Below are 4,807 nucleotides of genomic sequence, written 5' to 3'. Positions count from 1 at the left end.
CGCGCCTGCTCGCCGCGCACCTGCTCGGTCATGCGGCGGGCCGCGACCTGGATCAGCCACCCCCGCGGGTTGGCGGGCACGCCGTCGGCGGGCCACTGCGTCGCCGCGGCGAGCAGCGCCTCCTGCACCGCGTCCTCGGCGGCCTCGAAGTCGCCGAAGCGCCGGGAGAGCACGCCGATGACCTGCGGCGCCAGCGTCCGCAGCAGGTCATCGGCACCCGTCTCCAGCGGTCACAGCTCCTCGGTCGGGGCCGCCATCACCGGGCGGACCTCGATCGGCATGTTCAGCGGACGGCCGCCCGGGCCGGGTGCGGCCGACACGGCGGCGGCGAGCTCGATGACACGCTCCGGCGTCTCGCAGTCGACGATCCACCACCCGGCGAGGAACTCCTTGGTCTCGGGGAACGGCCCGTCGCTGACCACCGGCCGGCCGCCGTCACCGGCGCGTACGATCTTGGCCTGGTCGGGCATGGCCAGGCCCTGCCCGTCGACGAACTCACCGGACTCGACGAGTCCCTCATTGGTGCGCCGCATGAAGTCGAGGTGCGCCGCGACCTCCTCCGCCGACCAGCGATCGATGCTCGGAAAGTCGGCCTGCGCCGCGCTGAACTGCATCAACATCATGTACTTCACGGTCGTTGTCCTTCCCGCTGCCGCGCCGCCTCCCGGCGCCCTCACCCACAGGTAGAAGCCGGCCGCGGTTTCTCGACATCCTGGCAGGAGATCTTTCGAGGATCGCTTGTCGCCCACGCCTGGGAGTGACTTCACCTGCCGTTCACGCCTCGCATCTACGGTGTGCGGAAGTGCCGTCACAGGGAGGTAAGCCCTGATGGGTCACTGGTCTCTCCTGGTCCTGGTCGTGGTGATCGCGGCCCTGGCCTTCGACTTCACCAACGGCTTCCACGACACCGCGAACGCGATGGCGACCTCGGTCGCGACCGGCGCGCTGCCTCCCCGGATCGCCGTGGCGATCTCCGGAGCGCTCAACCTGGTCGGCGCGTTCCTCTCTACCGAGGTGGCCAAGACGATCTCGGGTGGCATCGTCAACGACACGCTCGTCACCCCCTGGATGATCTTCGCCGGGCTGGTGGGCGCGATCGTGTGGAACCTGCTGACCTGGCTGTTCGGCCTGCCGTCGAGCTCGTCCCACGCGCTGTTCGGCGGGCTGATCGGAGCGGTCTGGGTGGGCGCCGGCGTCAAGGGCGTCCACTTCACCGAGGTCACCGAGAAGATCCTCATCCCCGCCGTCGCCTCCCCGATCGTCGCCGGCGTCGTGGCGATGGTCGCGACCTACCTGGCGTACGTGATCACGCGCCGCGGGCGCGAGCGGGAGGTCACGCGCGGGTTCCGGTTCGGGCAGGTGGCCTCCGCGTCGCTGGTCTCGCTGGCGCACGGCACCAACGACGCGCAGAAGACGATGGGCGTCATCACCCTCACGCTGATCTCGGCCGGCATCCTCTCGCACGGCTCCGGCCCGCCGTGGTGGGTGGTCCTGATGGCGGGGCTGGCCATCGCGCTCGGCACGTACGCGGGCGGCTGGCGGATCATCCGGACGATGGGCAAGGGACTGACCGACATCCAGTCGCCGCAGGGGTTCGCGGCCGAGACCGCCTCGACCACGGTGATCCTCGCCTCCTCCCACCTGGGCTTCGCGCTGTCCACCACGCAGGTGTGCTCCGGCGGCATCCTCGGCGCCGGCATCGGCCGGCGGCTCGCCGAGGTGCGCTGGGGCGTGGCCGGGCGGATGGCGCTGGCGTGGATCTTCACGCTCCCCGCCGCCGCCGTGGTCGGCGGCGTCTCGGCGGCCGTGGCCAAGCAGGGTACGGCCGGGATCGTCGTGATCTGCCTGGTCGCCGTGGCCGTCGCCGTCGCGATCTACACGCTCTCGCGGCGCAACCCGGTCACCGCCGGCAACGTCAACGACCAGCCGACCGCGCCCGTCGTGGCGCCGACCGCGGCGTAAGGAGGACCGGATGGACGTCAAGTGGAGTGCGCTCGGCGAGGTCGCGCTGGTCAGCCTCGGCGTGGGCGTCGCGATCGTCGTGATCTTCGCGGTCGGTGTCCTCGCCGCCTCGGTCAGGCCGCAGCCCGCCGAGACGGACGCACCGGCGGGCGCCGGCGCCCTCGGCACCGTCGCCGCCGGTCTGTGCTTCCTCGCCTGCGCCGCCATCGCGGCGTACGGGATCTACCTCATCGTGCCCCAGTTCCACTAGCTTGACTCTGTCGGGGATCTTGGTCGGTGCTGTCGGTCGTGTCAGCTGACGGCTCGCCAGGAGCGCAGGCGTGGGATGCTCTGCTGGTCGAGGTGGTCCTGGAAGGCTGTCGGTGGTCGTGGGGGTGCGTTTTCGCCAGGGGGCTGCTGGCTGAGGCGTTCGATGTTGACGGCGATGGCGGTGAGTACGTGCTGCAGGTGGGCCTTGGCCTGCCCGCGGTATCGGCAGTGGCGCATGCCGAGGTCACCCGCTGGAGCGGGTTCCTCGCACACGTGACCGAGACCTGCTCCGACGGCCAACCCAACGTGATCACGGACGTGGCCACCATGCCGGCCACCAGCGCCGACACCGAGGTCCTGCCCGACATCCACACCCGGCCAGAACGCCGCAGGCTACGCCCCGACCAGCATCTGGTCGACGGCGGCTACACCTCCCCGGCCCACCTGGAGCAGGCCGAACGCGAACACCGGATCACCGTCGTCGGACCGCTGCCGGGTAACCCCACTCACCAGCACCGCCGGGGCGATGGCTTCGCCCGCGACGACTTCCGCATCGACTTCGACCGCCAGGAGGTCACCTGCCCCATGCGCGACCGTCTTGAGGGCCTGTGGGGGGACGAGGACTTCGCCGGCGGGTACCCGCGCGACGGGCGTCCCGGGCTTTCGCCCGCCCAGCTGGCCACGGTGAGCGTGCTGCAGTTTCCTGTTCGGGCTGTCCGACCGCGATGCCGCCGAGGCCGTGCGCTGCCGCATCGACTTCAAGTACGCGCTCGGCCTCGAGCTCGACGACCCCGGCTTCCACCACAGCGTTCTGACCGATTTCTGTGACCGTCTGCTGCGGGACGGCCGGGCGGACCGTCTCCTCGACCTTGCCTTGGCCCGTCTGAAGGAGGCCGGGCTGGTCCGCGAGCGCACCGCCCAGCGCACCGCCCGACAGAGTCAAGCTAGTCGAGATGCGGCCCGAGCAGTGACAGGTCGGCCGGGGACAGGCGGTCCTGTGCGGTGGCGGCCTGGTGCCAGTACGGGTAGAGCAGCGGCAGTGCGCTGACCTCGTCGAGCCGGGCGCGTTCGTCCTCGCCGAGCGTCAGTTCCACGGCGGCGAGGTTGTCGGCGAGCTGCTCGCCGGTACGCGCGCCGATGATCAGTGACGTGATGGCGGGGCGGTCGAGCAGGTACGCCAGCGTGACCTGGGCGGCGGAGACGCCGTGTCCCCCGGCGATGTCGACGAGCACGTCGACCGTGTCGTACAGCTTCTCCTCGTCGCGGACCGGTGGCTCGTTCCACTCGGTGAGCTGCCGGGATCCCTCCGGCGCCGTACGGCCGCGCCGGTACTTGCCCGACATCAGGCCACCGGCGAGCGGGCTCCACACGAGCACGCCCAGCCCCTGGTCGATCGCGGCCGGGATCAGCTCGTACTCCGCCTCGCGCGCCTGCGGCGAGTAGAAGATCTGCTGGCTGACGAACCGCTCGTAGCCCAGGCGGTCCGCGGTGCCGAGCGCCTTCATCAGCTGCCAGCCGGTGTAGTTGGACGCGCCGACGTACCGCACCTTGCCGGAGCGGACCAGCGAGTCCAGCGCCTCCAGGGTCTCCTCGAGCGGAGTGACGCCGTCCCACTCGTGCACCTGGTACAGGTCGATGTGGTCCGTGCCGAGCCGCCGCAGGCTCGCCTCGCAGCCGGACACGATGTGGTGACGGGACAGGCCCGCGTCGTTGGGGCCGGGGCCCATCGACATCCGGACCTTGGTGGCGAGCAGCACGTCGTCCCGGCGCCCCTTGACCGCCGCACCGACGATCTCCTCCGAGCGGCCGGTCGAGTACACGTCGGCCGTGTCGATCATGTTGACACCGGCCTCAAGGCACATGTCGACCTGCCGCCGCGCCTCGTCGACGTCCGTGTTACCCACGTTGGCGAAGTTCCCCTGGCCGCCGAAGGTCATGGTGCCCATGGTCAGCACCGACACTTTCAGGCCTGAACGTCCCAACTGTCGATATTCCATGTTCTTGATCCTAGACACGGCCTCCCGGCCCTTCGTGAGGCCGTGGGCCCTCTGGCATCGTGGGGGCGTAGCCGAGCGTGAGGAGTTCTCATGATCTTCATTACCGCCAAGTTCCGAGTTCGGCCCGAGGACGCCGAGCGGTGGCCGGAGATCGCTCGTGAGTTCACCGAGGCGACCCGCGCCGAGCCCGGCTGCCTCTGGTTCGACTGGTCGCGCAGCCTCGACGACCCGAACGAGTACGTCCTCGTCGAGGCGTTCCGCGACGGCGAGGCCGGCGCGGCACACGTTCAGTCCGACCACTTCAAGACGGCGCAGCGGACGCTGCCGCCGCACCTGGCCGAGACCCCGCGCATCGTGAACACCACCGTGCCGCAGGACGACTGGTCCGAGCTGGGGGAGATGGCCGTCTAGCTAGAGGGTGAGCACGATCTTCCCTCGGGCGTGGCCGGTCTCGCTCAGCTCGTGGGCGGCGGCCGCGTTCTCAAGGGGGAACGCGGCCGCGACCGGCACGGTGAAGCGGCCCTGCCCGGCGAGCGCCGCGGCCACGGCCAGTCCCTCGACCGCCTGCGGGTCCGCGCCGGGGCCCGCCGAGTGCGACA

9 protein-coding genes are annotated in these 4,807 nt (G+C 70.7%); 5 read left to right on the top strand and 4 right to left on the bottom strand.

Annotated features, from left to right (window positions below; genetic code table 11):
* On the bottom strand, positions 1 to 194 hold a 194-nt coding region (locus ACFFNX_RS42520; RefSeq protein ID WP_378211927.1), incomplete at its 3' end, for a sigma factor.
* A 36-nt stretch (positions 195 to 230) separates the two neighbouring features.
* A complete protein-coding gene (locus tag ACFFNX_RS42515; protein ID WP_378211926.1) occupies positions 231 to 623 on the bottom strand; it encodes a YciI family protein in 393 nt (130 codons plus the stop codon).
* A gap of 205 nt (positions 624 to 828) precedes the next feature.
* Here ACFFNX_RS42515 and ACFFNX_RS42510 point away from each other — a divergent pair, with 205 nt between their 5' ends.
* From ACFFNX_RS42510 to ACFFNX_RS42490, 4 genes are read left to right on the top strand one after another with little or no spacing between them, the layout of a single operon-like run.
* The gene (locus tag ACFFNX_RS42510) at positions 829 to 1,962 is read left to right on the top strand and encodes an inorganic phosphate transporter (RefSeq protein ID WP_378211925.1); all 1,134 of its coding nucleotides are present in this window, start codon (positions 829 to 831) and stop codon (positions 1,960 to 1,962) included.
* Positions 1,963 to 1,972: 10 nt separating this feature from the next.
* Complete coding sequence (locus ACFFNX_RS42505; RefSeq protein ID WP_378211924.1) at positions 1,973 to 2,212, top strand: hypothetical protein; 240 nt, start codon at positions 1,973 to 1,975, stop codon at positions 2,210 to 2,212.
* Positions 2,213 to 2,238: 26 nt separating this feature from the next.
* Entirely contained in the window at positions 2,239 to 3,039 is an 801-nt protein-coding gene (locus tag ACFFNX_RS52455; RefSeq protein ID WP_446678556.1) for a hypothetical protein, read from the top strand.
* Positions 2,951 to 3,259, top strand: coding sequence for a transposase (locus ACFFNX_RS42490; RefSeq protein ID WP_378211921.1), 309 nt, complete (start codon positions 2,951 to 2,953; stop codon positions 3,257 to 3,259). The genes ACFFNX_RS52455 and ACFFNX_RS42490 overlap by 89 nt, the downstream gene beginning before the upstream one ends.
* Here ACFFNX_RS42490 and ACFFNX_RS42485 read toward each other — a convergent pair.
* Entirely contained in the window at positions 3,156 to 4,208 is a 1,053-nt protein-coding gene (locus ACFFNX_RS42485; RefSeq protein WP_378211920.1) for an aldo/keto reductase, read from the bottom strand. The genes ACFFNX_RS42490 and ACFFNX_RS42485 overlap by 104 nt on opposite strands.
* A 90-nt stretch (positions 4,209 to 4,298) precedes the next feature.
* Here ACFFNX_RS42485 and ACFFNX_RS42480 point away from each other — a divergent pair, with 90 nt between their 5' ends.
* Positions 4,299 to 4,619 (top strand): putative quinol monooxygenase, encoded by a 321-nt coding sequence (locus ACFFNX_RS42480; protein WP_378211919.1) that lies wholly within the window; start codon positions 4,299 to 4,301, stop codon positions 4,617 to 4,619.
* Here the strand turns inward: ACFFNX_RS42480 and ACFFNX_RS42475 are convergent.
* A partial coding sequence (locus ACFFNX_RS42475; RefSeq protein ID WP_378211918.1) for a zinc-binding dehydrogenase occupies positions 4,620 to 4,807 on the bottom strand: 188 nt, incomplete at its 5' end.

Origin of the sequence: Actinoallomurus acaciae (genome assembly GCF_042429965.1) — a bacterium.
Taxonomy (GTDB): Bacteria; Actinomycetota; Actinomycetes; order Streptosporangiales; family Streptosporangiaceae; genus Actinoallomurus; species Actinoallomurus acaciae.
The sequence above is the reverse complement of the archived record's forward strand: the minus strand, read 5'-3'. Positions and strand labels throughout refer to the sequence as shown.

Excerpts from the sequence above, each read along its gene's own strand:
- ACFFNX_RS42480 (WP_378211919.1), top strand. The coding sequence starts at position 4,299 with ATGATCTTCATTACCGCCAAGTTCCGAGTTCGGCCCGAGGACGCCGAG.
- ACFFNX_RS42505 (WP_378211924.1), top strand. The coding sequence starts at position 1,973 with ATGGACGTCAAGTGGAGTGCGCTCGGCGAGGTCGCGCTGGTCAGCCTC.
- ACFFNX_RS42515 (WP_378211926.1), bottom strand. The coding sequence starts at position 623 with ATGATGTTGATGCAGTTCAGCGCGGCGCAGGCCGACTTTCCGAGCATC.
- ACFFNX_RS42510 (WP_378211925.1), top strand. The coding sequence starts at position 829 with ATGGGTCACTGGTCTCTCCTGGTCCTGGTCGTGGTGATCGCGGCCCTG.
- ACFFNX_RS42485 (WP_378211920.1), bottom strand. The coding sequence starts at position 4,208 with ATGGAATATCGACAGTTGGGACGTTCAGGCCTGAAAGTGTCGGTGCTG.